Below are 3,632 nucleotides of genomic sequence, written 5' to 3'. Positions count from 1 at the left end.
CGGCGGCACCCCGGGGTGCCGCCGCCGCTTCTGCGTCCGGTCCGATCCGACTATCGCATCCGGATCTCGCCGCAGGCGATGGGGAGCACCGCCTGGTAGGTGCCGTCCACCATCGCGCCGTGCAGCACGATCGCGAAGCGGTCCAGCATGGACAGGTCGGAGATGCCGAGCTGCGCCTTGAGCTCCATCACGCTGATGGTCTGCGAGTAGTGGTACCGCCAGTCGTTGCCCGCCACCGGGAACATCCCGGGAGCGTCCGCCGACAGGTCCGAGTCGAGCGGGACGAGGACCGGCCCGTAGAAGGGGAGGCCCTCGAGGAGCTCGACCAGCCCGTCACCATCCGTGTCCGCGGTGGGCGACGGGCAGGTGGCGTCCTGCGCCGCCCCCATCCAGCCGTGGATGTGCTGCGGGTGCACCGCGGGGAACACGCCCCTCGCGTCGATCATGATGGTGACCATGTCGCCGTTCACCGTCAGCGTTGCGCGGCCGGTCGCCGCACGCTTCGTGGCGTGCGCGTTCAGCGGCGAGAGCTGCGCGACGAAGTCGGCGTTCGCCACCTTGCTCCCGCCCCGGGCGAGGCTCGCGGCCTCGTCCGGCGCGACCGGGGTGGAGGTGTCCGCGCACCCCGCGGCGAGCGCGGCGACGGCGAGGGTGCCGGCGAAGCGTGCGAGCGATCGGGTCCGCGTGTCTGGTGACGTCATGCTCACCTCCTTGGCTTCCACCTGGATACGCGACCCGGCCACGGTGGGGATGGGCGGGTCGGGTCTGCCGAGCACGGCCACATGCTTGCGCATGCCGGATTTGTGCGGCAGACGAGGTGGGTCCGGGAGGGGGCAATAAACATTCCGCAAAGTTCCTACATAGGTCGGCGCCCGGCGGACCGGACCCGCGGCCGGAGGGTTGCAGGAGGAGCCGTGACCCCAACCGGATCCCCGATGCCGCGATCACTTCTCGTCTACAACCCGGCGGCCGGACAGTGGTGGCGCCGCCCCCGCCCCGAGCGGCTCCTGCGCGCCCTGGAGCGCCGCGGCTGGCGGGCCGAGCTGCTGACCACCCGGGGGCAGGACCACGCCACGCAGCTGGTGCGGCAGGGCCTCGCGCCGGAGGTGGAGGCGGTCTGGGTGTGCGGGGGGGACGGCACCGTGGCGCAGGCCGCGACGGCGCTGGTGGACACGGACGTGCCGCTCGGGATCCTCCCCAGCGGCACCGTCAACGTCATCGCGCTGGAGTGCGGCATCCGCGGCGGTCCGCTGGCGGCCGTGGAGGCGCTCGCCCGCGCGCGGGCGAGCCGGCGCTTCCGGACCTGGTCGGTGAGCGGGCGGGCGGTGCTGCTGGGGGTGGGGGTGGGCTTCGAGGCGCGCGCCATCGGGAACGTGGGCACGGCGCTCAAGGACTGGCTCGGCCTGCTGGCGGTGGGGGGCCAGGGGGTGGCCGAGTGGGCGCGCTACGAGTTCCCGCTGCTGCGCGCCACGGGCGTGGACCACCACGGCAACCGGTTCGACCTGGGCGCCACGCAGGTGCTGGTGACCAACCCGCCGCACTACGCGGGGCACCACACCGTGGCGCCCGGAGCCGACCCCGCGGACGCCCTCCTGGACGTGGTGCTCTTCCGGGGCGCGTCGCGGCTGGCGATGGCGGGGTTCTGGATGGGGATCGAGCTCCCGGGCGCCCTGCACCTGCGCGTTCCCGGGACGGCCACGCTGCGCGCCCGCCGCCTGCGGGTGGAGTCGGCCGACGGGCGCGCGGTGGAGGCGCACGTCAACGGCGACGCGGTGGAGGCGACGCCGGTCTCCATCGAGCCGTGGGGGACGGTGCGGCTCCTCGCCGCGGAGGGCTGACGCGGCGCCGGACGCCGCCGGTCAGACCCGCTCCAGGAACTCCAGCCGCACCGTCCGCGTGCCGTGCCCGGCGAAGTCCACCTCCGCCCGGTCGGGGCTCACCTCCAGCACCACCCCCTCGCCGAAGGTCTCGTGGCGGACCTCCTCGCCCGCCCAGATCGCGTGCGGCTGGTCCTCGCCGCTCCCGTTCGCCGGCACCGCCTCGGGCGCGGCGGCCGCGGGGAGGGCGTCGCGCTCGGCCTCGGGGTTCAGCGACGGGTCGAGGTCGTTGTCGCAGTGGCCGCAGCGGAAGCCCTCCGGGTGCTCCTCGCCGAAGTAGTCCAGGATCATCCGCGTCCGGCACCGGGCCGTGCGGCAGTAGGCGATCATGTTCTCCAGCTTCTCCCGGTCGCGCCGGCGCCGCTCCTCGTAGTCGATCAGCTCCCGGCTGAGGTCGGCGGTGGTCACGTCCTCCGCAAGCCGCTCCCAGGCGCCGCCGCGGTGCTCGCGCACCATCCCGTGCCTCTTCAGCAGGGTGAGGACGATGCGGGCCTTGCGGCGGGGGACGTCCGCCAGCTCGGCGATCTCGTCCAGCGGGCGCCGCTCCTCGGCCGGCATGGCGTTCACCACCCGAGCCACCTGCGCGGCCTCGGTGATGTCCGGGTACTTCCCCCCCAGGAAGTAGCCCTGCACCGCCTGGTCCTCCACCCGGTAGAGGATGGTGCAGCGGGAGGTCTCGCCGTCGCGGCCGGCGCGCCCCGCTTCCTGGTAGTAGGACTCCAGCGAGCCGGGGAAGTGGTAGTGCACCACGAAGCGGATGTCCGGCTTGTCGATCCCCAGCCCGAAGGCGTTGGTCGCCACCACCGCCTTCACCTCGCCGGCCATGAACTTCTCCTGCGCTTCGTGCCGCTCCTTCGCGGGGAGCTTGCCGTGGTACAGGGCCAGCACGTGCCGCTCCCCGAACTCCTCGTGGATCCGCTCGGCCTCCTTAACCGTGGCGACGTACACGATCCCCGTCCCCGGCGCGTTGCGGAGGATGCGGTCCAGCGCCGCGTCCTTCTCCGACTCGTTGACGGTGGGGAGCACCTCGAAGAACAGGTTGGGGCGCACCAGGTCGGCGACCAGCACCAGCGGGTCGCGCATGCGGAGCTGGTGGGCGACGTCGTCCCGCACCTCGGGCGAGGCGGTGGCGGTCAGCGCCAGGATCGGCGGGCGCCCCAGCCGCTCGGCGATGGCGCCCAGCATCATGTAGTCCGGCCGGAAGTCGTGGCCCCACTGCGAGACGCAGTGCGCCTCGTCCACCACGAAGAGCGACACCTGCCGTTCCAGGAGCACCTCGAAGAAGTCGCGGTCGCGGAAGCGCTCCGGGGTGACGTAGAGGATCTTCCCCTCGCCGCGCCCCACGGCCTCCTCGTTGGCGGCCTGCTGGCGGTGCGTGAGGCCGGAGTTGATGGTGAAAGCGTCCACCCCCAGCTCGTCCAGCTTGTCGGTCTGGTCCTTCATCAGCGCGATCAGCGGCGAGACGACCAGGGTGAGGCCGGGGAGGTGCAGGGCGGGGAGCTGGTAGATCAGCGACTTCCCGGCGCCGGTGGGCATCACCGTGATGGCGTCGCGGCCGTCCAGGACGGCGCGGATCACCTGCTCCTGGCCGGGGCGGAACTCTTCGAGGCCGAAGCTGGTCCGGAGCGTGATCCGGAGGGCGTCGGCGCTGGCGGCTGCAGTCGGCACGTCGGTCCTTCGTGGGTGTGTCCGGCGAAAGGTCTGCGCAGGTGCAGGAGCAATCTCCAGACCAGAGTGCCGGTCCGGAGGTTACGG

3 protein-coding genes are annotated in these 3,632 nt (G+C 72.9%); 1 reads left to right on the top strand and 2 read right to left on the bottom strand.

Annotated features, from left to right (window positions below):
- Positions 1 to 50: 50 nt before the first annotated feature.
- Positions 51 to 701 carry a hypothetical protein gene (locus VGR37_14030; protein ID HEV2148517.1) on the bottom strand — a complete coding sequence of 217 codons (651 nt, stop codon included), beginning with the start codon at positions 699 to 701 and terminating at the stop codon, positions 51 to 53.
- A gap of 234 nt (positions 702 to 935) precedes the next feature.
- On the opposite strand from VGR37_14030, the gene VGR37_14025 reads away from it, so the two are divergent.
- Entirely contained in the window at positions 936 to 1,838 is a 903-nt protein-coding gene (locus VGR37_14025) for a diacylglycerol kinase family protein (GenBank protein HEV2148516.1), read from the top strand.
- 21 nt (positions 1,839 to 1,859) lie between these two features.
- Here the strand turns inward: VGR37_14025 and VGR37_14020 are convergent, their stop codons facing one another.
- Complete coding sequence (locus VGR37_14020) at positions 1,860 to 3,545, bottom strand: ATP-dependent DNA helicase RecQ (GenBank protein HEV2148515.1); 1,686 nt, start codon at positions 3,543 to 3,545, stop codon at positions 1,860 to 1,862.
- Between the last annotated feature and the right edge of the window lie 87 nt (positions 3,546 to 3,632).

This window comes from Longimicrobiaceae bacterium, from assembly GCA_035936415.1.
Taxonomy (GTDB): Bacteria; Gemmatimonadota; Gemmatimonadetes; order Longimicrobiales; family Longimicrobiaceae; genus JAFAYN01.
This window is presented reverse-complemented; position numbering and strand designations above follow the sequence as displayed.

Excerpts from the sequence above, each read along its gene's own strand:
- VGR37_14030 (HEV2148517.1), bottom strand. The coding sequence starts at position 701 with ATGACGTCACCAGACACGCGGACCCGATCGCTCGCACGCTTCGCCGGC.
- VGR37_14025 (HEV2148516.1), top strand. The coding sequence starts at position 936 with ATGCCGCGATCACTTCTCGTCTACAACCCGGCGGCCGGACAGTGGTGG.